General features: G+C 43.0%; 25 protein-coding genes. 22 read left to right on the top strand and 3 right to left on the bottom strand.

Features of this window, described 5'->3' with window-relative positions:
- The first annotated feature begins 209 nt into the window (after nt 1-209).
- Nucleotides 210-974, top strand: coding sequence for a tRNA threonylcarbamoyladenosine dehydratase (locus ACFSCZ_RS01900; RefSeq protein ID WP_380771971.1), 765 nt, complete (start codon nt 210-212; stop codon nt 972-974).
- A gap of 28 nt (nt 975-1,002) precedes the next feature.
- Here ACFSCZ_RS01900 and ACFSCZ_RS01895 read toward each other — a convergent pair whose 3' ends face one another.
- The gene (locus tag ACFSCZ_RS01895; protein ID WP_380771969.1) at nt 1,003-2,277 is read right to left on the bottom strand and encodes a replication-associated recombination protein A; all 1,275 of its coding nucleotides are present in this window, start codon (nt 2,275-2,277) and stop codon (nt 1,003-1,005) included.
- Between the two features lie 182 nt (nt 2,278-2,459).
- On the opposite strand from ACFSCZ_RS01895, the gene ACFSCZ_RS01890 reads away from it, so the two are divergent.
- The 19 genes from ACFSCZ_RS01890 to mtnN all read left to right on the top strand — a co-directional run bounded on the left by ACFSCZ_RS01890 (nt 2,460) and on the right by mtnN (nt 21,109).
- A complete protein-coding gene (locus tag ACFSCZ_RS01890) occupies nt 2,460-3,059 on the top strand; it encodes a YczE/YyaS/YitT family protein (RefSeq protein WP_380772172.1) in 600 nt (199 codons plus the stop codon).
- Nucleotides 3,056-3,475: a cysteine metabolism transcriptional regulator CymR gene (gene cymR, locus ACFSCZ_RS01885; RefSeq protein WP_380771967.1), complete on the top strand. Its 420-nt coding sequence runs from the start codon at nt 3,056-3,058 to the stop codon at nt 3,473-3,475. The genes ACFSCZ_RS01890 and cymR overlap by 4 nt, the downstream gene beginning before the upstream one ends.
- A gap of 22 nt (nt 3,476-3,497) precedes the next feature.
- Nucleotides 3,498-4,640 (top strand): cysteine desulfurase family protein, encoded by a 1,143-nt coding sequence (locus tag ACFSCZ_RS01880; protein ID WP_380771965.1) that lies wholly within the window; start codon nt 3,498-3,500, stop codon nt 4,638-4,640.
- Nucleotides 4,641-4,654: 14 nt separating this feature from the next.
- Complete coding sequence (gene mnmA / locus ACFSCZ_RS01875; protein WP_380771964.1) at nt 4,655-5,770, top strand: tRNA 2-thiouridine(34) synthase MnmA; 1,116 nt, start codon at nt 4,655-4,657, stop codon at nt 5,768-5,770.
- Between the two features lie 73 nt (nt 5,771-5,843).
- Nucleotides 5,844-6,518 carry a tetratricopeptide repeat protein gene (locus tag ACFSCZ_RS01870; protein ID WP_380771962.1) on the top strand — a complete coding sequence of 225 codons (675 nt, stop codon included), beginning with the start codon at nt 5,844-5,846 and terminating at the stop codon, nt 6,516-6,518.
- A 29-nt stretch (nt 6,519-6,547) separates the two neighbouring features.
- Nucleotides 6,548-8,935 (top strand): SF1B family DNA helicase RecD2, encoded by a 2,388-nt coding sequence (gene recD2 / locus ACFSCZ_RS01865; RefSeq protein WP_380771961.1) that lies wholly within the window; start codon nt 6,548-6,550, stop codon nt 8,933-8,935.
- Nucleotides 8,936-8,974: 39 nt separating this feature from the next.
- Complete coding sequence (locus tag ACFSCZ_RS01860) at nt 8,975-9,505, top strand: PRC-barrel domain-containing protein (protein ID WP_380771959.1); 531 nt, start codon at nt 8,975-8,977, stop codon at nt 9,503-9,505.
- Nucleotides 9,465-9,653, top strand: a complete 189-nt coding sequence (locus ACFSCZ_RS01855) for a hypothetical protein (RefSeq protein ID WP_120068728.1) — start codon at nt 9,465-9,467, stop codon at nt 9,651-9,653. The genes ACFSCZ_RS01860 and ACFSCZ_RS01855 overlap by 41 nt, the downstream gene beginning before the upstream one ends.
- Before the next feature lie 224 nt (nt 9,654-9,877).
- A complete protein-coding gene (locus ACFSCZ_RS01850; protein ID WP_380771958.1) occupies nt 9,878-10,951 on the top strand; it encodes an AI-2E family transporter in 1,074 nt (357 codons plus the stop codon).
- A 313-nt stretch (nt 10,952-11,264) separates the two neighbouring features.
- Nucleotides 11,265-13,895 carry an alanine--tRNA ligase gene (alaS, locus tag ACFSCZ_RS01845; protein WP_380771957.1) on the top strand — a complete coding sequence of 877 codons (2,631 nt, stop codon included), beginning with the start codon at nt 11,265-11,267 and terminating at the stop codon, nt 13,893-13,895.
- An 80-nt stretch (nt 13,896-13,975) separates the two neighbouring features.
- Nucleotides 13,976-14,245, top strand: a complete 270-nt coding sequence (locus ACFSCZ_RS01840) for an IreB family regulatory phosphoprotein (protein WP_380771955.1) — start codon at nt 13,976-13,978, stop codon at nt 14,243-14,245.
- Nucleotide 14,246: 1 nt separating this feature from the next.
- Nucleotides 14,247-14,663: a Holliday junction resolvase RuvX gene (gene ruvX / locus ACFSCZ_RS01835; RefSeq protein WP_380771951.1), complete on the top strand. Its 417-nt coding sequence runs from the start codon at nt 14,247-14,249 to the stop codon at nt 14,661-14,663.
- 13 nt (nt 14,664-14,676) lie between these two features.
- Complete coding sequence (locus ACFSCZ_RS01830) at nt 14,677-14,955, top strand: DUF1292 domain-containing protein (RefSeq protein ID WP_380771949.1); 279 nt, start codon at nt 14,677-14,679, stop codon at nt 14,953-14,955.
- 347 nt (nt 14,956-15,302) lie between these two features.
- On the top strand, nt 15,303-16,460 hold the full coding sequence (gene mltG, locus ACFSCZ_RS01825) for an endolytic transglycosylase MltG (RefSeq protein WP_380771945.1): 1,158 nt from the start codon (nt 15,303-15,305) through the stop codon (nt 16,458-16,460).
- A gap of 13 nt (nt 16,461-16,473) precedes the next feature.
- A complete protein-coding gene (locus tag ACFSCZ_RS01820) occupies nt 16,474-17,109 on the top strand; it encodes an O-methyltransferase (RefSeq protein ID WP_380771943.1) in 636 nt (211 codons plus the stop codon).
- Nucleotides 17,110-17,298: 189 nt separating this feature from the next.
- The gene (gene greA, locus ACFSCZ_RS01815; protein ID WP_380771940.1) at nt 17,299-17,775 is read left to right on the top strand and encodes a transcription elongation factor GreA; all 477 of its coding nucleotides are present in this window, start codon (nt 17,299-17,301) and stop codon (nt 17,773-17,775) included.
- 139 nt (nt 17,776-17,914) lie between these two features.
- Entirely contained in the window at nt 17,915-19,663 is a 1,749-nt protein-coding gene (locus ACFSCZ_RS01810; protein ID WP_380771939.1) for a peptidoglycan D,D-transpeptidase FtsI family protein, read from the top strand.
- An 89-nt stretch (nt 19,664-19,752) separates the two neighbouring features.
- Nucleotides 19,753-20,388, top strand: coding sequence for a YrrS family protein (locus ACFSCZ_RS01805; RefSeq protein ID WP_380771937.1), 636 nt, complete (start codon nt 19,753-19,755; stop codon nt 20,386-20,388).
- A gap of 25 nt (nt 20,389-20,413) precedes the next feature.
- Nucleotides 20,414-21,109, top strand: a complete 696-nt coding sequence (gene mtnN / locus ACFSCZ_RS01800) for a 5'-methylthioadenosine/S-adenosylhomocysteine nucleosidase (protein ID WP_380771935.1) — start codon at nt 20,414-20,416, stop codon at nt 21,107-21,109.
- Between the two features lie 42 nt (nt 21,110-21,151).
- Here the strand turns inward: mtnN and ACFSCZ_RS01795 are convergent, their stop codons facing one another.
- Complete coding sequence (locus ACFSCZ_RS01795) at nt 21,152-22,963, bottom strand: M3 family oligoendopeptidase (protein WP_380771933.1); 1,812 nt, start codon at nt 22,961-22,963, stop codon at nt 21,152-21,154.
- Between the two features lie 165 nt (nt 22,964-23,128).
- On the opposite strand from ACFSCZ_RS01795, the gene sigK reads away from it, so the two are divergent.
- Both sigK and ACFSCZ_RS01785 read left to right on the top strand, forming a co-directional pair.
- Entirely contained in the window at nt 23,129-23,863 is a 735-nt protein-coding gene (gene sigK, locus ACFSCZ_RS01790; protein ID WP_380771932.1) for an RNA polymerase sporulation sigma factor SigK, read from the top strand.
- A 31-nt stretch (nt 23,864-23,894) separates the two neighbouring features.
- Nucleotides 23,895-24,056 carry a hypothetical protein gene (locus tag ACFSCZ_RS01785; protein WP_380771930.1) on the top strand — a complete coding sequence of 54 codons (162 nt, stop codon included), beginning with the start codon at nt 23,895-23,897 and terminating at the stop codon, nt 24,054-24,056.
- Between the two features lie 261 nt (nt 24,057-24,317).
- On the opposite strand, the gene sda is transcribed toward ACFSCZ_RS01785, so the two are convergent.
- Nucleotides 24,318-24,473: a sporulation histidine kinase inhibitor Sda gene (gene sda / locus ACFSCZ_RS01780; protein WP_380771928.1), complete on the bottom strand. Its 156-nt coding sequence runs from the start codon at nt 24,471-24,473 to the stop codon at nt 24,318-24,320.
- Nucleotides 24,474-24,731 lie beyond the last annotated feature (258 nt).

Raw genomic sequence — 24,731 nt, 5'->3', positions numbered from 1 at the left:
AGTAATAGCTTGTTGTGCCGGTTTGAGCGTTCCGTAGTACTGTAAGTGTTTATGGCGCTTTGCTTTCATGTGCTTCGTACTAATTTTCATAAATGTCAATGGAGGCATGTATTTAAATCTTCTATGAAAAACTCTCATTTTTTCTTGCATATTATTGTTCTTTACATTAATCTAATTCCAGAATTGAATAGAGTTTGGAGTGGATGTTTATGTTACACCAGTTTTCCAGAAATGAATTGGCCATAGGTAAAAGAGGCCTTGACCGGCTGAAAAACAGCACAGCTGCAGTACTTGGAATAGGAGGAGTAGGATCATTTGCCGCCGAAGCTCTGGCAAGATCCGGGATTGGAAAACTGATTCTCGTAGATAAAGATGTAGTAGATATTACAAATGTTAACAGACAGATTATTGCCCTGCTGTCCACTATTGGCCGGCCAAAAGCAGATCTGATGAAAGAACGGATTAAAGATATTAATCCGGATTGTGAAGTCATTGCACTAAAGATGTTTTATACAGAAGAGACGTACGATGAATTTTTTGCTCATGATTTGGATTATGTGATAGATGCTTCTGATACGATTTCCTACAAAATTCATCTCATAAAAGAATGTCTGAAAAGGGATATTCCGATGATTTCCAGTATGGGAGCCGCCAACAAAATGGATCCCACCAGGTTTATGATAAAAGATATCTTTCAGACTCATACTGACCCGATCGCCAAGGTAATCCGGACCCGTCTTCGAAAAGATGGAATTAAAAAAGGAGTCCCTGTTGTCTTTTCGGATGAAAGTCCGATTGTCGTCCGGGAGGATGTAGTGAAGGAAGTCGGAAAACAGGATTCAGATATTCGGAAGTCACAGATGCCTCCTTCTTCCAATGCATTTGTTCCGTCAACAGCCGGACTCATCATGGCTGGACATGTAGTGGGAGAGCTATTAAAGGATATCCGGATTGAAAGAGTTAACAGTGATTAAATCAAGGACGGGCTGAGATCCCGTCCTTTTATGATTCATTCTGCTTGATTTTTTCGTATACAGCTGCCAATGCCTGCTCAAATTTACCTGTTTTTTTTGGCTTATAATACTCTTTGTCTTTTATCGTATCCGGTAAATATTGCTGTTTCACCCAGCCGCTTTCATAGTTATGCGGATACAGATAATCTATTCCTCTTCCGAGTGCTTCAGCTCCCTTATAATGGGCATCCTTCAAATGGAGAGGCACTTCGCCGCTTTTGCCGGCTCTGATGTCACTTAAGGCTTCATCCATGGCCTTATATGCTGAATTGGACTTGGGAGACAGGCATAGTTCAACGACAATATTGGCCAAGGGGATTCGAGCTTCAGGAAAGCCAATTTTTTCTGCTGTTTGTACCGCGGCCAGGGCTCTTGGACCTGCCTGAGGATTAGCCAGGCCAATATCTTCGTAGGCTGTAACAAGCAATCGCCTGGAGATGCTGGGCAGATCTCCGGCTTCTATCATTCGACCCAAATAATGTAAAGCTGCGTTGACATCACTGCCTCGTATGGATTTCTGAAAAGCACTTAACACGTCATAATGAGCATCACCGTCTTTGTCGTGGGAGAAGGCTTTTTTCTGCAGGCATTCTTCAGCAATTTCGGTTGTTATATGAATGATTCCTTCCGGATCCGGCTCGGTTGATAAAACAGCCAGCTCAACTGCATTTAGAGCACTTCTTACATCACCGTTACTGGCTGATGCAAAATGATGTAAAGCTTCCTTTTCAATGTTGATAGAGTAGGATCCCAGTCCCCTCTCATCGTCATGGATCGCTCTTTCAATGGCTTTCCTCATGTCTGATTCAGAAAGTGGATATAGCTCAAAGATTTGGCAGCGGCTTCTGATCGCCGGATTAATCGCGTGATATGGATTACTTGTTGTCGCTCCGATCAGGACAATCATGCCGTTTTCTAAATAAGGCAGCAAAAAATCCTGTTTGGCTTTATCCAACCTGTGGACTTCGTCAAGCAAAAGAATGACTTTGCCGCTCATTTTCGCTTCTGCTGCCACAATTTCCATATCTTTCTTATTATTAGTTACTGCATTTAATGAACGAAATGCATACTGGGTACTTCCGGCTATGGCGCTGGCTATAGATGTTTTTCCTATACCTGGCGGACCATATAGTATCATGGAGGATAACTGTTTTGCTTTTACCATTCTTGAAATGATTTTTCCTTCGCCGACGAGGTGCTGCTGGCCGACTACTTCCTCAATCGTTTTTGGCCTCATTCGGAATGCCAAAGGTTGTACGTCCATTAACAATCCTCTCCAAACTGTTGTTCTCTTCATTCGATGATTCTATCATATCAGACTTGCGCCAACTATGCATTTTAAGCGGATGTTATGTTATAATGGAGCAATGCAAAGGGGTAGAGGAATTGAGGAACAGTCAGCAATTAAACAAAAGGTTAGGCCTATTTACCGGCGGCCTCCTCATCATGGCTCTTGGAATTACGCTGACCATTGTCGCTGATGTTGGAGCGGCTCCATGGGATGTTCTTCACGTCGGCTTGTACTATCAGTTTGGCCTGACCATCGGAACATGGAATATCATCATCGGTTTTATCGTACTCGGGAGTGCGGGAATCATGATGAAAGAATGGCCCAGATTTGGAGCATATTTAAATATGATTTTCGTTGGCGCTTTTATTGATATGTACATGAGTCTGCCATTTATGGTTGAGCCTGCCACGTGGTACGGGAAAAGTGTCATGTTCTTGGCGGGAATGGTTGTTTATGCATATGGGATGGGTATTTACCTTTCAGCAAAGCTGGGAGCGGGTCCCAGAGACAGTTTCATGCTGGCCCTGACTGCCAGGACAAAATGGAAGGTGTCCAATGCGAGGCGTCTGATGGAGATCGGAGTTTTAGTCATTGGATGGCTGCTGGGAGGCCCTGTTTTTATTGGCACGGTCATTTTCAGCCTTGCTGCGGGAACATTTATAGGTATAGCCTTACCCCAGTGCCAAGCACTTGCAAATAAATGGCTAAAAGATAAAGATACTAATGCAGAAATTGAACGGGGTGCAAGTATATGAAAATTTCAACAAAAGGCCGTTATGGCCTGACTATTATGATTGAATTGGGAAAGAAATATGGGGAAGGTCCCATTTCACTCAAGTCTATCGCACAGACCCATAATCTTTCCGAACATTATTTGGAACAGCTCGCGGGACCATTGCGCAATGCAGGTCTTGTCAAAAGTGTCCGGGGTGCTTACGGCGGGTATATTCTGGCAAAAAAACCTGCAGAGATTACTGCAGGAGATATTATCCGTGTGTTGGAGGGACCGATTAGTCCGGTGGAAGGCATTGAAGATGAAGAGCCGGCTAAAAGAGCTTTATGGATCCGTATACGTGATGCAGTAAAAGATGTATTGGACAGCACTACAGTGGAAGATTTGGCTAACCATAAAGATGATGGCCAAGTTCAGCCTTATATGTTTTACATTTAAACTTTGAAATTTGGTGGGAACAATGAGGAAAATTTATTTGGATCATGCTGCTACAACACCTGTCCATCCAAGGGCAGCAGAAAAAATGATTTCTGTCATGAATGAAATATTTGGAAATCCATCGAGCATACACTCATTTGGGCGGCTGGCACGGCAAGTACTGGACGAATCGAGATCCATCATTGCCCGGACATTACATGCATCGGATCAGGAGATCGTTTTTACGAGCGGTGGAACAGAGGCGGATAATCTCGCTGTGGCCGGAACAGCCTTTGCAAATCAAAGTAAAGGAAGACATATTATCACAACGGCGTTTGAACATCACGCTGTGCTTCACGCATGTCAATTTTTGGAAAAAGCAGGGTTTAAAGTTACTTATCTTCAACCGGATGCAGAGGGATTGATTCATGCAAAAGATGTGGAAGCGGCATTGCGGGAAGATACCATTCTGGTTTCTATCATGTTTGTCAATAATGAAGTAGGAACGATACAGCCTATTAAAGAAATTGGATCACTGCTGGCAGACCATCAGGCGTATTTTCATACGGATGCAGTTCAGGCATATGGGACTGAAGAAATACATGTGAAAGACCTGCAGGTTGATTTGCTGTCCGTAACAGCACACAAAATTAATGGCCCAAAGGGTGTGGGGTGCCTTTATATAAAGAACGGATCCGGGATAGAACCTCTTCTATATGGAGGAGAACAAGAGTTAAAGAGGCGGCCGGGTACCGAAAATCTGGTATCCATTTGCGGATTTGCAGAAGCTGCTTCGATAGCCGCAGCCGAACGCCGGGAAAAAAGACGAACTTATGAAAAGGTGAAAGAGGCCTTTATCCAAACTTTGGAATCTGACAATATTGATTTTACGGTCAATGGTTCCCAAAAGCACGCTGTACCGCATGTATTGAATATCAGCTTCCCCGGAACAGAAGTTGAATCATTTCTGGTAAATTTGGATTTGGCCGGAATTGCGGCATCTAGCGGCTCCGCATGTACAGCCGGGTCAATTGAACCATCCCATGTATTAACCGCTATGTTTGGAGAGGAGTCTGAACGCGGCCGGAATTCCATCCGATTTAGCTTTGGAATTGATACAACCGTCGAAAAAGCAGAAGAGGCAGCCGGGAAAACAGCGGATATCGTCCGCAGGCTTATCATGTGAAAGGAAGATTGATCTTGAACAAAGCACCGAAAGATACACGTGTAGTCGTTGGGATGTCCGGCGGTGTCGATTCATCTGTAGCTGCCCTTCTTTTGAAAGAACAAGGGTATGACGTAATCGGTATATTTATGAAAAACTGGGATGATACGGATGAATTTGGCGTTTGTACAGCGACCGAAGATTACAACGATGTAATCCGGGTCTGCAATCAAATCGGAATTCCCTACTATGCCGTTAATTTTGAACAACAATATTGGGATAAGGTTTTTACGTATTTTCTAGATGAATATAAAGCGGGCAGAACCCCGAATCCTGATGTGATATGTAATAAAGAAATTAAATTCAGAGCCTTTCTTGATCATGCCTTGAAGCTCGGAGCAGATTTTGTGGCTACCGGCCACTATGCACGGGTTGAACGTGAAAATGGGGAAGTAAAAATGCTGAGAGGAATAGACGAGAACAAGGATCAGACCTATTTCCTCAATCAGCTGACGCAGGAACAGCTGGAAAGAGTGATGTTTCCACTGGGAGGAATTAAAAAGAAAAGGGTCAGGGAAATTGCAGGTGAAGCAGGACTGGCGACTGCCCAAAAGAAGGACAGTACCGGTATTTGTTTTATCGGAGAGCGTAATTTCAAAGAATTCTTGAGCGGGTATTTGCCGGCGCAAAAGGGAAATATGGAAACATTGGATGGAAAAAGAGTCGGTACGCATGACGGCCTGATGTATTATACCATCGGGCAGCGCCACGGTCTCGGGATTGGAGGAGCGGGTGAGCCCTGGTTTGTTGTCGGAAAAAATCTGGAACAAAACATTTTATATGTTGAACAGGGATTCAGTCATCCTGCACTCTATTCAGACCGTATTCTTGCAGCGGATGTCAACTGGATTTCAACACTAGACAGACCAACGGAACGGACATGCACGGCAAAATTTCGTTACCGGCAGCCGGATGAGGAGGTAACAGTGAAATTTCTCGGAAACGGTGAAGCCGAAGTAAAATTTGCCCGTCCGGTCAGGGCTGTCACACCTGGTCAGGCAGTGGTTTTCTATGATGGCGGTGTTTGTCTTGGAGGAGGAACGATTGAGCAAATTTTCCGAGATGGAAAAAGGTTGGAATATGTAGGATAATGAACAGGCTGCTTACTGAATAAGCAGCTTTTCTTCATGAGAAATATGCTATAATTTTTTTGACAGAACTTATGTGCGGAGTGAGGAAATGGATAAAAATAAAGAAGGTATTGAATATTTGCAGCAGGGTAAGTTGGAAAAAGCCATTCAGATGTTTACGGAAGCCATCGATGAAAACCCAAAAGATCCGGTGGGTTATGTCAACTTCGCCAATGTCCTTCTGTCAGTTGGCGAAATTCAGAGGGCAGAACAGTTTTTAAAGCGTGCTGTGGAATTGGATGATCAGGCAACCTCTGCTTATTATAGTTACGGTAATTTATACTTCAATCAGGAAAAATACCCGGAGGCCGCACAAATGTTTCAGAAAGCCTTGTCCATTGGCCCGGAAACCAATGATTTGCACTATATGCTTGGCATGTGCTTTGTCAGCCTTGGAAGAAACGAGCTCGCTTTACCCTATTTGCAAAGAAGTGTAGAGCTGGATGATAGTGATGTAGAAGCAAAATTTCAATATGGCCTGGCTTTGGCACAAACAGGAGTTTTGGAGGAAGCAGTGAAAACATTGACGGAAGTGACAGAGGCAGATCCTAAGCATGCGGATGCGTTTTATAATCTTGGAGTAGCTTATGCAGGGAGAGAAAACGAGCTTGAGAAAGCTTTGGGATATTTCGAGCAGGCGCTGAAGATCCAACCGGATCACCTGCTCGCAGGCAACGGCAAAAAGCTGATTATACAAGCTCTGGAATAAAAAGACTAAGAAATGGGGAGGGACCGCCGATGAAATCGAATGAACTTATTTCCGAAGAAGAAAAATTCATAAAAGGCCGGCACCTCTTGACCATATTTCATAATGAACAAAACCTTTACTCTGTTGTCCGGGTTAAAGTTGAGGAAACAAATGAGGAATATAAGGAAAAAGAAGCGGTGGTTACAGGCTATTTTCCAAAAATTCATGAACAGGAAACATATATCTTTTATGGTGGTCTCAAAGAACATCCTAAATTTGGACTCCAATTTCATGCCCGTCACTTTAAAAAAGAATTACCCCAGACAAAACAAGGGATTGTTTCGTATTTATCCAGCGATTTGTTTGCCGGGATCGGGGAAAAGACCGCGAAAAAAATTGTTGACTCACTGGGTGAAAATGCCATCAGCCAGATATTAAGCAACCCGTCAGTCCTTAAAAAAATTCCTCGTATTTCACAAGAGGCTGCAAAAAATATATACGAAACGCTGATGGAACACCAAGGACTTGAGCAAGTAATGATCCGTTTGAATGAATATGGATTCGGTCCGCAAATATCGATGAAAATCTATCAGGTCTACAAGGAAGATACGGTTGCTATGATTGAGGAAAATCCCTACCGGCTGATTGAAGATGTAGAAGGTGTAGGCTTTGGAAGAGCAGATGAACTGGGGATTCAGCTGGGGATTGAGGGGAACCATCCGGATCGGGTAAAAGCCGGATGCTTATTTATTTTAGAACAGCAGTGTATGCAAAATGGACATGTGTATCTGGAAGCGGAACAGCTTCTTGAACAGGTTAAAAAGCTTCTCGAAAGCAGCCGGCCGGTTGATACTTCTTATTCCCTCATCAGTGATGCACTGATTCAATTAAAGGAAGAAGGGAAAATCATTGGCGAGGAACAGCGCATATACTTGCCTTCCCTTTACTTTTCAGAGAAAGGAATCGTCACAAACATCCGGGAAATTTTGGAGCAAAAGCAGTACGCAGACCAATTTCCTGAATCTGAGTTTTTAATGGCACTTGGGAAGTTGGAAGAAAGGCTCGGGGTTCAATATGGACCTTCCCAGAGAGAAGCGATTCACACGGCCCTCACCAGCCCCCTTATGATCCTGACAGGAGGACCAGGGACTGGAAAAACAACGGTGATCAAAGGGATTGTTGAATTGTATGCAGAACTTCACGGCTGCTCGCTCGATCCGCATGCATATAAACGCGGTGATGTGTTTCCTTTTATATTGGCTGCTCCTACGGGACGGGCAGCCAAAAGGATGTCTGAGTCAACGGGTCTTCCAGCTATGACGATCCATAGACTGCTTGGCATGACCGGCCAGGAAGATCTGGACACTGAAGGAGAGCGCCAAATAGAGGGTAATATGATCATCATCGATGAAATGTCAATGGTGGACACATGGCTTGCACATCAACTGTTTAAGTCTCTTCCGGAAACTATTCAAGTGGTCCTTGTCGGGGATGAAGACCAATTGCCTTCTGTAGGTCCCGGACAGGTACTGAAAGACCTGCTGGCTTCCGGTATACTGCCGGTAGTGGAATTAACGGATATTTACCGTCAGGAAGATGGTTCATCCATTGTCGATTTGGCTCATGATATCAAGAATGGCCGTATTCCCCATGATGTGTCAGTCCAACGAAAAGACCGGTCATTTATTAAATGCCAGGCACAGCAAATCGGGGATGTGGTCGAACAGGTTGTAAAAAACGCCATTCAAAAAGGATACTCTGCAAAAGATATTCAAGTGTTGGCTCCCATGTACAGGGGTCCGGCCGGCATTGACCATCTGAATAAAATTCTGCAGGACATATTAAATCCAAAAAAAGAAAAACGAAATAAAGAAATTACTCTCCGAGAAACAAAATTCAGGATCGGGGACAAGGTGCTGCAGCTTGTCAATCAGCCGGAAAAAAACGTATTTAATGGAGATATCGGAGAAATTATTTCTATTATGTATGCCAAAGAGAACGTGGATAAACAAGATATGATCATCGTGTCTTTTGAAGGAACAGAAGTCACATATATGAGACAGGACTTTCATCAAATCACGCATGCTTTTTGCTGTTCCATTCATAAATCCCAGGGCAGTGAGTTTCCGATTGTCATCATCCCGGTGGTGAGGAATTATTACCGCATGCTTCGAAGAAATTTGCTGTACACAGCTATCACAAGAAGCAAGCAGTTTCTTATTTTATGTGGTGAAGAAAGCGCCTTTCGTATGGGAATTGAGAGAGAAGATGATCAACAAAGGCAGACTACTTTAAAAGAAAAGCTCACTGGCGAGCTTGAGCCAAAAGAAGAAATAAATAATGGCTTGCAAGAGGAAATGCCCTATGAACAACGGTTATTTATGGTTGATCCAATGATCGGCATGGAAAATGTTTCACCTTATGATTTCCTCGACTGAGCAGAAAATAAAAATGTTCGAAAAAGGCGGTGTTTCTTTTTGCGGACATTTTCTTTATTAAAAGGCATGCCTGTTTATAGCAGGAATGGCGAACTGCTGGGTGAGGTTTGTGATATTTGCATTGGCGAAGAGGGAAAGGTAACAGATCTGTTGCTGCAGGTAAAAGGGATCATAGGTAAAAAATTGCGGCTTCCTGTTTCATCCATTTCATCTTACGGAGAAGATGGAATTATGGTCGAAGATTTGGACAGGCATTCAAAATATCAGGAGACAGAAGGGGAATATACCATGCATCATGGCCAGTCATTATCCAGAAAAGCAGCCATGACTCCGGATGGAGAACAGCTTGGTTTGCTGGATGACGTATATTTTTTGGAAAAAGAGGGAAAAATCGTTGGATATGAGCTGACAGACGGCTTCTTTAGCGATATTACGGAAGGGAAGCGGGTCATCCGTACCCTGGAACCGCCGAATATTGGAAAAGATGCAATCATCCTGTCAGCAATGAACCAGCGAGGTGGCCAGATTCATGATGAAATGCCCGAACTGTCAAAGCAAGGACCTTGGTAAAATTGGAGTCAATCAGTACTATTGCTGGAATTGCTTCATTGAACTTTCCATTGGAAAAGAAATTATTTATACACACCAAGTGGAAGAAGATGGTACCTTGAGTTCCTTGGACGACCTGTTTGATGAGCGGGAACGCAAACTTAGTTAGAGGCTGCCTATAGCAGGCGGCCTCTTGTTTTTGAAAAAATTTTTATCTGCGAATTGTACATAGATTGGTTTGAAGCACCTATGCTTTTTCTGAATGTCTCAAGGATGTATGGATGCTTTTACAAGCATTTAATCCAAAAATAAAGCTTATCCGTCCCAAAGCATTTTTATGGATCCTTCGATTAAAATCGTTGAAAGTGGCGAAAGCTAATCGAAGGAGGGAACATGTTGAAACAAAAGCGGTTTCGGCTCTTATATATTTTGGCTGTCATTTTGTTATTATGTATCACCTTATATTGTTTATTACTGATTAAGCCGCTGTGGAAACCGGTATTGACCATTGTGGGAATCGGATTGCTTCCATTTATCATTGGCGGGTTTATCGCTTATTTGTTATATCCGGTGGTTGAGAAACTAGAGCATTTGGGCATCAAACGTACCGCCGCCATTTTGATCATTTATGCCTTGTTTTTTGGTGGAACCGGTTTTGCACTGTATGTCGGAATACCCATTGCAGTACAGCAAATTTACCATTTCTCAGAGCATGTCCCTGAATTGGCAGCTTATTACAAAAATCTGGTGCGGGATTTACATGACTCTGCCTCAAGATTGCCGGACGGTGTCCAAATGCAGGTGGAAGAACGTGTAGACGCTTTTGAACAATGGCTGAATGGTTTTTTAGAGAAGGTATTGACTGCTTTCAAAGGTCTTATTGATTTTATTTTAGTTGTTGCAGTGATCCCGTTTATTTCTTTTTACATATTGAAAGATGTTGAATTAATTAAAAAAGCTGCATGGTATATAACTCCGAAAAAATGGCGAAAACAAGGTAAAGAGTTTCTTACTGCGGTGAACTTATCTCTCGGAGGATACATTCGTGGACAACTGCTGGTTTGCACAATTATCGGAATCATTTCAAGTTTATTATTCTGGCTGATAGGCCTTGATTATCCAGTAATTATGGGGTCCATTGTAGCCTTTACAAATATCATCCCGTACTTTGGTCCTTTCATTGGTGCTGTCCCGGTCGTTTCCTTTGCAGTATTAACCTCCATCAAGATGGCCGTCATGGCAGCCGGTATTATTCTGCTGCTGCAATTTCTGGAGGGAAATATTCTTTCGCCTTTCATTGTAGGGAAGTCTATTAACATTCATCCCTTATTTATTATTGCTGCTTTAATCATTGGCGGAGAAGCTGGGGGAGTGATTGGCATGGTCGTAGCAGTTCCGCTTTTAGCGATCATCAAGGTGGCTGTTGTGCATTCCCGAAATTATCTGATTGAATCTAAGCGAACTTAAGATTGACAAAGGAAATTGTATTCCCTATAATTTCTATTAGCTAAATGACATGAAATCGAGGAAGGATCCATTCATATTACAGCCCATCTGAGCAAATTGCGGAAGAGAGGAATTTCCCAGGCTGAAAGAAATTCCAGATGAAGAGTAATATTGAGCTAATCCGGAGAGCAGTTAATGGCTGCCGTTTACCGCGTTAAGGTCCTGAGAGACAGCAAATCTTTTTTTGCTAAATCAGGGTGGTACCGCGTACAAGCTTCGCCCCTGGATGGGGAGAGGCTTTTTTTCATTTCTGGAAAAAGAGGAGGAAATCACTATGAAAAAGCTGACCGGCTCACAAATTAGACAGATGTTTTTAGATTTTTTTAAAGAAAAAGGACATACGGTGGAACCCAGTGCTTCTTTAATTCCTCATGATGATCCATCTTTATTGTGGATCAACAGTGGTGTTGCAACATTGAAGAAATATTTTGACGGGAGAGAAATACCTGAAAACCCGCGTATTGTCAACGCACAGAAATCCATTCGTACCAACGATATTGAAAACGTCGGTAAAACTGCAAGACATCATACATTTTTTGAAATGCTCGGGAATTTTTCCATCGGTGATTATTTTAAAAAGGAAGCTATTGAGTGGGCATGGGAATTTTTAACGAGTGAAAAATGGATGGCCCTTGATCCGGACAAACTATCGGTGACGATTCATCCCGAAGATGATGAAGCGTTTGAATTATGGCACCAAATGATTGGATTGCCCGAAGAGAGAATCATCCGTTTAAAGGAGAATTTTTGGGATATCGGTGAAGGGCCCAGCGGTCCCAACTCGGAGATTTTCTATGACCGGGGTCCGGAATATGGGGATGACCCGAAGGATCCTGAACTGTTTCCAGGGGGGGAAAATGAACGGTATCTTGAAATCTGGAACCTTGTATTTTCACAGTTCAACCATAATCCTGACGGGACCTATACACCGCTTCCAAAGAAGAATATTGATACCGGAATGGGCCTTGAGCGAATGGCTTCCGTTATTCAAAATGTGCCGACAAACTTTGAGACCGATCTATTTATGCCGATTATCCATCAAACAGAAAAACTGTCCGGAGAGTCATATGGGGAAACGCCTGAAAAAGATACAGCTTTTAAAGTAATTGCAGATCATGTTCGTACAGTGGTGTTCGCTGTAAGTGACGGTGCGCTGCCTTCCAATGAAGGGCGCGGGTATGTATTAAGGAGGCTGTTGCGCAGAGCTGTCCGATATGGGAAAGACCTGGGAATGGAAAAACCATTTATGTACAAACTGGTCCCGGTTGTTGGAGAAATGATGAATGATTTTTACCCGAAAGTCATGGAGGACACTGAATTCGTCCAGCGCGTCATTAAAAATGAAGAGGATCGTTTCCATGAAACGCTGCATGAAGGACTGGAAATCCTTACAGCAGTCATGAGAAAGGCAAAGTCGGAAGGGAAAGACATGATATCTGGCGAGGATGTGTTCCGTCTGTACGATACGTATGGATTTCCTGTCGAGCTGACCGAGGAGTACGCACAAGAGCAAAATTTAAAAATAGATCACGAAGGCTTTGCCAATGAAATGGAAAAGCAAAGAGAAAGAGCTCGTGCTGCCAGAAACGAAGAAGAATCCATGCAAGTACAAAACAGCACTCTGGCTGAAATTACAGAAACCAGTGAATTTGTCGGTTACGAGCAGTTTGAAATGCAGTCGACTGTGATGGCTATGCTGAAGGATGGCGAGTTGGTTGAGGAAGCAGCAACTGGTGATGAAATTCAGTTGATTCTGGATGTCACGCCTTTTTATGCTGAAAGCGGAGGACAGGTAGCTGATCACGGGACTGTAAGCGGCCCACACGGAGTTGTACAAGTAACAAAGGTGACAAAAGCGCCGAATGGACAGAACCTTCATACCGGTTTGGTAAAAGAAGGAAGGATGCAATCCGGCAGCAGTGTAACAGCAAAAATTGATCTGGATATGCGCCATCAGATTACTAAGAACCATACTGCGACTCACCTTCTCCATAGAGCATTGAAGGAAGTGCTGGGTACTCATGTGAATCAGGCAGGTTCCTATGTCGGCCCGGAACGCCTGCGTTTTGACTTCTCGCACTTTGGGGCTGTTACCGGCGAAGAACTGAAAAGCGTTGAAGAAAAGGTTAACAGGGAAATTTGGGCCAATCATGTGGTACAAACGAAATTAACCAGCTTGTCGGAAGCCAGGGAAATGGGAGCTATGGCACTGTTTGGCGAAAAATATGGGGAAACTGTACGTGTAGTAGCTGCTGGGGATAGTCTTGAATTATGTGGAGGGTGCCATGTATCCAATACAGCAGAAATCGGTTTGTTTAAAATTGTTTCAGAAAGTGGAATTGGTGCCGGGGTACGAAGGATAGAAGCTGTAACGGGGGAGCATGCCTTTCGATTAATGAACGCGAAGGTCAATGATTTGCATACAATGGCTGATATGTTAAAAACGAAGCCCGAAAACGCAGTGGGCCGACTGGATACACTGCTGCAGGAAATGAAAGAATTGCAAAGAGAAAATGAGTCACTGACATCTAAACTTGCACATGTGGAAGCAGGAAGCCTAATTCAAAAAACCGAAGAAATCAATGGAGTAAAAGTTCTTGTCAGCTCTGTGCAAGGAGCCGACATGAATACATTAAGAAATATGGGTGATGATTTAAAACAGCAGCTTGGATCAGGTATTGTCGTTCTGGGTTCCGCTCAAAATGGAAAAGTGAGTATTATTGCCGGAGTTACAAAAGACTTAATTAAAAAAGGGTATCATGCCGGAAAGCTTGTGAAAGAAGTGGCAGTCCGCTGCGGCGGGGGCGGCGGCGGGCGCCCTGATATGGCTCAGGCAGGCGGAAAAAACCCTGATCAACTGGAATCTGCCTTATCTTATGTCAGTGAATGGGTAAAATCCGTTTGAATACGGGTTCAAATCATGTACAATGAAGGTAACGTTGAATTGCAGGTGTGCGCCAAGTTCTGAAAGAGGTGTTGTTGTAAATGGGCTCATTTGATAAAACAATGCGTTTTGAGTTTTATGAAGATCCGATGGAACATGATGTCAAAGAGGTTTTGCTTCATGTGTACGGAGCTCTTCAAGAAAAAGGGTACAATCCAATTAACCAAATCGTCGGGTATTTGCTTTCCGGCGATCCGGCCTATATTCCAAGGCATCAGGATGCCAGGAATATGATGAGAAAGCTTGAACGGGATGAAATCATTGAAGAGCTGGTGAAGTCCTATTTAAAGCAGCATCGTGAGGAGAAATAATTTGAGAGTAATGGGCCTGGATGTAGGATCCAAAACAGTGGGTGTAGCGGTCAGTGATGAAATGGGCTGGACCGCACAAGGGATCGAGACGGTATCCATAAATGAAGAAAAGAGGATGTTTGGATTTGAGCGGATTGGTCAAATTATAAAAGAGTACGATGTGGAAAAAATCGTTGTAGGTCTTCCCAAAAATATGAACAATACCATAGGACCTCGCGGCGAAGCATCCATGTCTTTTGCTGAACAGCTGAAAGAAAAGTTTCACTTGCCTGTAGAGTTGTGGGATGAACGCCTGAGTACGATGGCAGCGGAACGGGTACTTCTTTCAGCGGATGTCAGCAGAAAAAAAAGAAGGAAAGTCATTGATAAGATGGCAGCTGCTATGATTCTGCAAAATTTTTTGGACAGCCAAAGATAAAGAGGTGAAAACGATGGAAAATGCCGAAAATTTTATTACCGTTGTAGATGAAGAAGGAAACGAAGAACTATTTGAAATCCTCTTCACGTTTGACTCCGAGGAGTTCGATAAATCCTATGTTCTTTACTATCCGGCCGGCGCAAGTGAAGACGAAGAAATTGAAATTCATGCTTCCTCTTATGTACCGAACGAAGAAGACGAAGCCGGTGATCTAAAGGCGATCGAGACGGATGAAGAATGGGATATGATTGAAGAAATGCTCAATACATTTCTTGCTGAAGAAGAGGAATAAAAACTTTGCCGGCCCAATGTCCTTGGGCCGGCATTTTTCATGTGATTGGGATTTGATTGCATGCTCGAGGTTTCCATGCCCGCATACCGAAATCTGCCCCCTCCAGCTCTGTATAACAAGTACCAGAGGATATCCTTAAGCAGTACCCGGCTCCTAAGCTCCGTCTGATAGACACGTGCTTGGTTTTTTTTCATGTCGAGAGTTCTCCTGAATGGATCGTTCCTTTAACAGCTTTTGCTCCTGTGTGGAACTATTCGACCAATTCTGCGGAAATTCGCTGACGTTTGTTAAATTTATTGTATAATAGGTGTGGTGCGAAAGCGATGGGGAAGGGGGAACCCTGCATCATGATAAAGGGCAAGGAGAAAATAGATGAAGAAGCACGGGCAGCAATAATCAGAGAAAGTCTGCTCGAAAAAAGGAGTGAGGCAGCGATCATCAGGAAAATTGTCGCCATGATTATGCTCGCTGCTGGAGCGTTGCTCTTAATAGCAGCAATTGGCAGTTATGTGTATATAAAGTCAGCACTGAAACCAGCAGATCCAAAGAGTGACGAAAAAATTCAGGTGGAGGTGCCGATCGGCTCAACGACTGCGTCCATTGGAGAGTTGCTTGAAGATAAAGGGGTCATCAAAAATGCTTCCGTCTTCAAGTATTATGTGAAGTTCAATAATATATCCGGATTTCAGGCAGGAAATTACACATTTACACCTGCGATGTCATTAAAGGAAATTTCGACTAATCTGCAGGCTGGGATTTTGGCTTCTGAACCGATTTTTAAATTAACCATTCCTGAGGGGTATTCATTGGACCAAATTGCAGAGTTGATCTCTGATCAGACCGGTTACTCGAAGAAAGAAATCATAAAAGAATTGAATCAGGCGGAAACTGTGAAGTATTTTCAAGATAAGTATCCGGACTTGCTGACCGCCGATGCCTTTAACAGCCATGTTAAACATCCATTGGAAGGATATTTGTACCCGGCGACCTATTCCTTTTTTGAGGAAGACTTGTCGATCAAAGAAATCATAGATCCCATGATTCAAAAATCACAGGAAATCGTTGTGAAATATTCGGACAAGATGGCAGAGAAAGAGATGAGTGTTCACGAGGTGCTGACCATGGCATCCATCATTGAAAAGGAAGCCACCGAAAAAGCTGACAGACATATGATCTCCAGTGTGTTTTATAATCGTCTTGATGAGGATATGCCACTTCAGACAGATCCGACCGTTTTGTATGCATTGGGTGAACATAAGGACCGAACGCTGTATGAGGACTTGGAAGTGGATTCTCCCTATAATACCTACAAAGTCAAGGGACTTCCGCCCGGTCCGATTTCAAATGCAGGTGAGACATCTATCAAGGCTGCCCTGAATCCTGCGGAAAGTGAGTATTTGTACTTCTTGGCCGAGTATGGAACAGGAAAGGTTCATTATGCTGAAACGTTAAAGGAACACAATGAACTTAAAAAGAAATACATTACGGAGAAAAGAAAACAATAGGAGGCACGCCAGCATGAATGAATTCATGGACCGATATATCGAATCCCTGCTCCCTCCAAGAAACGATTTATTTTTAGACATGGAAAAGTTCGCCAGGGAAGATCGTGTTCCAATTATGCAGCAGACGGCCATCGATGTCATGCTGCAGTTCATGAGTATTCAGCAACCCGCCAACATATTGGAAATTGGGACGGCCATCGGATACTCCGCACTGCGTATTGCTGATGTTTTGCCTGATGCGAAGATTACTACCATTGAAATCGATCCGGTTAGAGCGGAGCAGGCAAAAAGCTATATCCGTACTGCAGGAGAAGAGGAGCGAATTACGGTCTTGACAGGAGACGCCATGGATCTTGTGGAAGATGTCTCTGCTTTGGGCCCTTACGATTCAGTATTTATTGATGCGGCGAAAGGTCAATATATGAAGTTTTTTAACCTGTACGGTGAGTTGCTTGTCAAAGGAGGCTGCATCTATTCCGATAACGTGCTGTTTAAAGGCTATGTTGCAGAGGAAAAAGTGGAGAACCGGCGACTTCAAAACATCGTTCGGAAAATGAAAGAATACAACCAGTTTCTTATGAATCATGAGGAATACCGTACAAGCATCATCCCTGCCGGTGATGGACTGGCAGTCAGCCAAAAGATATAAAGAAACCGAAATCTCCCAAATAAGCTCTGCAAGCTCTTGAATAAATGTCATTTTTATAATATGATGGCATAGATAATGAATATAAGCATTTACTTAAATCGATAGCGCGCCCTTCATGTGGCGCGCTGTCATGTATTTTTATAGGCATCAGCCGAATGATATGGTGGAATGAATAAGGAGTGAAGGGAAATGGCTACAGAAAAAGAATATCATATGACAGCAGCCGGAAAAGAAAAATTAGAACAGGAACTGGAATACTTAAAGACTGTAAGGAGAAAAGAAGTCGTTGAACGGATCAAAGTTGCCCGCAGCTTTGGGGATCTCTCAGAAAACTCGGAGTATGATTCGGCAAAGGAAGAGCAGGCATTTGTTGAAGGAAGAATTACCACGTTGGAAAATATGATCCGCAATGCAAAAATTATTGAAGATGACGAGATGAATTCGGATACAGTAACCCTTGGGAAAACGGTTACGTTTGTTGAATTGCCTGATGGTGATGAAGAAACATATACGATTGTGGGCAGTGCGGAAGCTGATCCGTTTGAAGGAAAAATTTCCAACGACTCACCCATTGCCAAAAGCTTGCTTGGGCAAAAGGTGAATGAAGAAGTAACTGTTCAGACACCCGGCGGCGAGATGAGAGTAAAAATTATTTCTATCAGTTAACGAGTAAAACACGGATGGCCGCAGCTTTCCGTGTTTTTTTAATTATATGTAAATAGGGTCACAACGTTTAGCAGAAATTTAGTAGGCCATGATTACATCTCTTTTCCTGCGGCAACAATGGGAAAGAGGAGTGTATGAAATGGCAAAAAAGCGTCTGCTAGCAGTTGCATTGATATTCTTTTTCATGCTCAGCGGTCTCGTTGGGCGGTTGATGCAAATTCAATTATTTCAAACCGAGAATTTTTCTTCCCGCCATGTAAACCTTGTTAAGGAAAGTGTTCGCCAGAGAACCCATGAGCTCATCCTGGATGACGGCAGGGGTCAATTTCTGGATCGTGACGGACAGCCTTTGTCTTATGAGGAAAAGTCGGTGCTTGTTCTGTTTCCTTTTATTCAATCAATGGATTGGAAAAGTGAAGAAATTGCATCTATTTTACAGGTTCCCGAGTCTATCCTTGTTCGTCAAGTGGAACATGCTGATGAACCGATGATTGCAGGGGGAAAAGACCCCATTCTATTAACTGACCCGCAGGCGGATGCCATTAACCAATTGAATATACCAGGTGTCCTTGCAGTGAAAAAGAAAATCTTTCCGAAAAAACGGCTGGCGGGCCAGCTGATCGGAATTTACGGAGAAAATGAAGAATTATTTAAAAAACGCTATCCAGATCAGGATTGGAGATACACAACCATCGGGTTAACCGGACTTGAAAAAACATTTGATGATTTTTTGCAGTCGGAAAATGAAACGAAATTTGTATTTCATGTAGATGGGAATGGCAATCCTCTTTTTGGCATTGATGTAAAATATGCAGGTCAATCGAACCCTTTTTACCCACTGCAGGTTAAAACAACAATAGATCAAACGCTTCAGAAAGAAGTCGAAGCCCTTGTAGACAAGCACGGGATCCAAAAAGGCGGAGCCCTCCTTCTGGATGTAAAAACAAACGATCTATTGGCTGCCGTTTCCAGGCCGCAAATGAACACAAAAAACCCTTATTCGAATGAAGGCTCAAAGAACATGATGTTCAGCCAGCTGATCCCAGGATCGGTTTTTAAAACTGTTGTAGCTGCAGCTGCAATAGAGGAAGGAATAGTCCGTGATCAAGACAGATACCGATGTGACTTGGATATAAGGGGAAATCCTGCTGAACGTAACCTTGGACATCTAAATGTTGAGGACAGCTTTTCCAGGAGCTGTAATCGAACCTTTGCCGAATTGGCACAAGAGTTATTGGAAAAGGATCCCATGGTTTTAGAGAATTATGCTAGAAAATTGGGGCTTCTTGAATCGGCCGCTTGGGAGGGAGATATTTTTCAGTTAGATGATTTCAAACAGTTTGAGCACGATACCGGAAGAATTTTTGCCGAAAATGAGAGCAGAAAAGATAAAAATCTCATAGCTCAGACAGGGATTGGACAGCAGGAAGTACGGCTGGCCCCTATTTCTGTAGCTAACATGATGGCCTCGATCGCGAGGGGAGGAGAAAAAATGTCCATCCGGGCAGTATCCGAAATTCAGTATGGTGATGGAACCGTTATGACATCTTTTGAGCCTCAAATCATAGACAATGGAAACGTGTCACCTATTGCAGCGATGGAGCTTCAAAAGCTTCTCAGAAAGGTTGTAACTGATCCGGAAGGTACAGGACATGTACTGAATAACCTTCCCATCCAAGTAGCAGGAAAAACTGGTACAGCGGAAACAGCTGTTATTCAAAATGACCATCAGCTTCATCATAAATGGTTTGCCGGGTATTTTCCATTTGAAGATCCTCAATATGTTCTTGTGGTCGTCAATATGGATGTTCCCATTGATCAGGGCGGAGTCAATCTCCTGTATGCTGATATTGTTCAAATGATACAGGCACAATCAGACGCCATGTAAAAACGCGTCGACCCTTCAAAATGAAAAAAGGATGCATGTTTTCCCCTGTGCATGATATTATAGGTACAATGACGGGAGGGGTTGTATCAATGCCGATCGATTTCAAAGATGAAAAATCACGCTCTGCACGCCGGGCAAAACGGAGAAAAACAAATATTATTTTAAATACGCTGATTGCCATTGTCCTTGTTTTAATCTTATTAGTCGGAGGATCGATCTTTTTTGGGGGCGGCAGTGAGACAGAGCAGGCCGGTAGTCCTCCTGACAATCATGAATCAGATTCTGAGCAAACAGAACAAACGCAGGAAGCTACCGCCGAAGTTGAGCCGAACGAGGAACAAGGTAATGAAGAGTCCACAGAAGAAGATGAGAAGTCCGATGAAATAAGAGAAATGGACAGTGACGAGCCCAATGTTGAAAAGGTCATTGTCAATCCGTCATGGAAGCCGATTGGAACAGAGCAAAATGGACATCAATCATCTTATAATATGGGAACTACTGATTGGAATGAAAAACTTCAGGCTGCGGCATATGCGATTGGTATTTCAGCCGATAACATGAACGACTGGTGGGTGACCGGCGGAGAAGATCCGGAAAATCAAGCCGTCTTAACGGTGTCCGAAAAGGGCAGCGATGATACATACCGTGTATATATTGAATGGATTTCAGGAGAGGGATGGAAGCCTGTAGAGGTCAAAAAATTAATTGAAAACGATAAAAGATAATAAAGAACAGGGAGTTAATCAACATATGAAAATAGCTGTAATAGGTGCAATGGAAGAGGAAGTCACACTGTTGCGGGAGCAATTCCGGGCAACGAAAACGGAAACAGTGGCGAATTGTGAGTTTGCTGTCGGCACATTGTATGGGCATGAAGTGATTTTATCCAAAGCCGGCATCGGTAAAGTAAATGCAGCCATGGCTGCTACAATATTAATGGAAAGGTACCAACCGGATGTTTTGATTAATACGGGATCTGCAGGGGGATATAATCCGGAGTTACAAATTGGGGACCTGGTCATATCAGACGAAGTCCGCCACCATGATGTAGATGTCACAGCGTTTGGATATGCTTACGGCCAGGTTCCGCAGCTGCCTGAAGCTTTTAAGGCTGATGAACAGTTAATGAAGACAGCCCAGGCTGCAGCTCAAGTGCTTAAAGGTATAAAAGCAGTCAAAGGGCTGATTGTGACCGGTGATACTTTTATGAGCGACCCGGCCAAAGTAGAATTCGTACGAAAGACCTTTCCGAAATTACAGGCAGCTGAAATGGAAGGGGCCGCCATTGCGCAGGTAGCCCATCAATTTAACATTCCATTTGTTGTCATCCGCTCGCTTTCAGATATAGCGGGCCAGAAATCGGAAATTTCTTTTGAGCAATTTATTGAAAAAGCTTCAATGAACTCAGCAAATCTGGTTATGGAAATGATCAAATCTTTAGATTAAATTCAAAAGAAACCGAAGGTTCAAGTGGCGAACCTTCGGTTTTTAGCAGTCTTGAGAGGATACTTGAGGCTCAGTCATTTTAAGAAACTCCTGTATATCTTTGATACAGAGCTCCACTCCTGCCTGCCAAAAACCTTCCTCAGTCAAATCTGCATCCAAATGTTTTTTCGCAAGCTCCTCGACACGCATTTTTCCGGTATCCTTCAAAAGGGCCATATATTTCTGTTCATAGCCTTTCCCGTGCTTTTTAGCTTCTGCGTATATACCGAGGGAAAATAAGTATCCAAACGTATAAGGGAAATGATAAAATGGAACATCGGTTATATAAAAATGGAGCTTGGATGCCCAAAAATATGGATGGTATTGTCCGAGTGAATCCGCGTAAGCTTCTTTCTGGGCTTCTTCCATCAGCTGGTTCAGTCTTGGAGCAGACACCATGCCTTTTTTACGTTCTTCATAAAAGCGTGACTCAAACAGAAAACGTGCATGGATATTCATAAAATAGGCGACGGAGTTTTGAATCTTGCTTTCAAGCAGGGCCAGCTTCTCATGATCATCTTTAGCCATCTTCAAGGCGGCATCAGCTACAATCGTTTCAGCGAAAGTTGAGGCTGTCTCCGCAACATTCATAGCATACTGAGTGTTTAATGGATGTACATCTTTCATGGCATACGCATGAAAAGCATGTCCTAATTCGTGTGCAATAGTAGACACATTTTCATATGTTCCAGAATATGTCAAAAATATCCTTGACTGTCCGCTCAGCGGAAATGATGTACAGAAGCCGCCCGGCTGTTTTCCTGGCCGGTCTTCCGCTTCAATCCATCTTCCGCGGAAAGCTTTTTCGGCAAATTCGGCAAGCTCCTCCCCAAATTCCTTAAAATGTTCAATAATAAAAGATGCCCCTTCCTGGTACCGATAAGTTCTCGGTGATTGTATAGCAGGTGCATCCAAATCATACCAATCCAGCTGTTCTACGCCAAGGAGCTGCGCCTTTCTTTTCAAAAATCGGGTAAAAGGTTCTTTGTTTTGTGATACAACCCTCCACATCGTATCCAACGTTTCTTTGCTCATTCGATTGTCATCCAGCGCCTCTTTTACTACATCATCCCAGCCCCGCTGCCTGTAGACAGCAAGCCGGAAACCAGAGAGGTGATTGATTGTATCAGAAAGAAGTCCTGCCTTATCACTCCACGCTTTTTCCCATTCATAAAATAATCGCTTCCTTAATTTGCGATCCTGGCTTGCAAACTTGTTTTCCGCCTGACCTGCAGATAGATGGACAGGATCCCCATTTTCCTGAAACGGAATGCTGATTGAACCTGCGATTGTGTCATATAATTCTCCCCATCCGTGGTAACCGTCCGTTGAAAGCGCATGAATGATTGCTTCTTCTTCTTTAGACAGCTGATCAGCTGCTTGTTTTCTTTTTTCATTCAAAACAAATGCAAGCTCTTTTAATTCATTCTGTTCCATCCATTGTTTCCATGTTGCAGCAGGTATTTCCGCCAGCGCCTTGTCAAACGAAGTTAAGTCCGTACGGAGCTCCGCTTTTAGTTTTGTGACAAAGCCTCTTAACTCATTGGCTTTTACGTCTTTTGTATTTTGGGCCTGGAGACATGTGACGAATGAATCGGCCTCTTCCAAATCCATTTCCGCTTGCTGGAGCTTTTTCAAAAGGCTGCGAAGTGTGGAAACGCTTTTGCCGGAGTGACTCCATTGTTCGAGTGAAGCTGTAAAGGAGGCAATGTCATTTTCTGTTCTTTTGACATGCGCAGAAAATTCAGCGGATGCACTTCCCCCCGGAAACAGAACATCAAGGTCCCATGTCATGGAATATGTATGCGAGTTCATCTCATCATCCTCCTTTAAACATATTTCTTTTATTATATGATAAGCTTTCCCTTCATTTCATGACAAAGAGATTATGGACAACTCTATTTTTCTAAAGACAAGCAAATGTCCACCATTGAAGTCATATATTATAATCACTGGGCAAAATCATCAGGGGGTGAGGAATTGTCGGGAATCCTGACGGCTATTGGATTATTATTCAAAGAATTGATCTTCCTTGTATCTTATGTAAAAAATAATGCATTTCCTCAGCCGCTTTCTCCGGACGATGAAAAAAAGTATTTAATCAGGATGGCAGACGGGGATGAAGAAGCACGAAATAAGCTGATAGAGCATAATTTACGCCTGGTCGCCCATATTGTCAAAAAGTTTGAGAATACTGGGGAAGATTCAGAAGATCTGATTTCCATTGGTACCATCGGATTAATTAAAGCCATTGAAAGTTATTCCTTCGGGAAAGGAACCAAACTGGCGACATACGCGGCACGCTGCATTGAAAATGAGATATTAATGCATCTCAGAGCGCTCAAAAAAACACGGAAAGATGTATCCCTGCACGATCCGATCGGACAGGACAAAGAAGGCAATGAAATCTCGCTCATTGATGTTTTGAAGTCTGATGCAGAGGATATTTTTGATACGATTCAGCTAAACATGGAGTTAGAGAAGATTAAAGACTATATCGATGTATTGGATGAAAGGGAAAAGGAAGTAATCGTCGGCAGATTTGGATTGAACCTTGAGAAAGAACGGACCCAACGAGAGATTGCAAAAGAACTCGGCATTTCCAGAAGTTATGTATCCCGCATTGAAAAAAGGGCTTTAATGAAAATGTTCCATGAGTTCTACAGGGCGGAAAAAGACAAAATGAAGAATGATAAAGATGGCTTCGAAAGATAGTCGTATATTTAAGCAAGGAGGCACAAGTTATTTGCCAAGGCTTGATGATTACATCCAATATGAATTGGAAGTCCAGCGAATGATTAACGAGGGTGGAGGCGTATTTCAAGAGAATCTTTCCAAGCAACAGGGAAAAGCTGATCCGGATTCCCCTGCTGCAAAAGGTTTGAGAAGGCTAGGCAGAGAGCCGTAAGGAATTCACTGGAAGTTTCTTTAAGCTTGCTTCTGCTGGTTTATACAAATACTTAATTACTTGCAAGTAAGCCGGCTATCCCAGCCGGTTTTTTTATTGTATGAATCAGACGAGATTTCTCATCGAATCATCATTCGTTCCTGGTACTTACTTTTCATTATAATAAACATGTCCGCAAGCCGGAACAAATGGTATAATAAGGCAGGATAAAAGCAGGCAAGCCATCAGATCATGAAAAAAGCACCTTGGAAAAAGGTGCACTTACGTTGAACGTGTTAATATGGCGTTCTTGTACTGGCATGCAATAGAACGCCGCCTGATTTCTGATTCCATTAAACTGATGAATTCTTGGGACAAATTCAGTTTCTTTGCTTTGAAATAAGTTTCGATTAATAGTTCATCGGAAAGCTTCTTCACCAGCTTCACCTCCATGAATCGTTCACGTTCTGCAGTAAGGGATATGATTAAGATAATCGGTTCTACTATTTGACATTTACTTTAGCAAAGAACCCATTGTGGAACAAGCGTTCCTTTATCCACAACCTTTAGTGGATAACTTGTGGTTAATCTGTTTATAACGCTGTTGATGCCAGTCGTATACTGACATGTAATGTTTATAAAGTTACCCACAGTTTGGGGTATTGATAGAATTTGTCGAAAAGTTTTGTTAATATT

Origin of the sequence: Siminovitchia sediminis (genome assembly GCF_042680885.1) — a bacterium.
Lineage (GTDB): Bacteria > Bacillota > Bacilli > Bacillales > Bacillaceae_C > Siminovitchia > Siminovitchia sediminis.
This window is presented reverse-complemented; position numbering and strand designations above follow the sequence as displayed.